General features: G+C 47.5%; 1 protein-coding gene. It reads left to right on the top strand.

Annotated features, from left to right (window positions below; genetic code table 11):
* Positions 1–562, top strand: a 562-nt coding sequence (locus tag R7Z50_RS29900; protein WP_318150070.1) for an AI-2E family transporter, incomplete at both ends; no start/stop codon positions are given.

Genomic DNA, 562 nt, shown 5'->3' with positions numbered 1-562 from the left:
CATGAATGCGCCGCTTGAGCTTGCCAGTGACATGAACATTGACGAGATGGGCAACAACACGGTGTTTTCTTTGCTGAAAGCGCTCGCGACCACTACACCAACGCTGTTAACTCAGGCGATGATTGTGCTGTTTATGGTGTATTTCATGCTTAATCATGGTCGAAGTCTGTTTCGTAAATCGGTATCGCGTTTGCGTGGTTTTTCGAAACAGCGTCAAGCGGTGGAGTTGGTGCAGGCTCTGCAGAAAGATTTATCGCGCTACATCGGCACCATTACTTTGGTCAATGCGGGTTTAGGCTTGTGTGTAGGGTTGGTGTTTTTTGTCCTCGGCCTTGAAGACCCATTTCTATGGGGTGCGTTTGCGGGGGTAATGAATTTCGCGCCGTATTTGGGACCAGTGATTTCGATGGTGAGCTTTGGTTTTGTCGCGTATTTGCAGCTAGATTCGGTCAGTTTTATGCTGACAGTGGTATCGATATATCTGTTGCTGAATTTAATCGAGAGTCAGTTTGTCACCCCAACTTTGCTAGGGAGGCGGTTTAACCTCAACCCATTAGTCATC

This window comes from Vibrio sp. 1249-1 (assembly GCF_033340495.1).
This window is presented reverse-complemented; position numbering and strand designations above follow the sequence as displayed.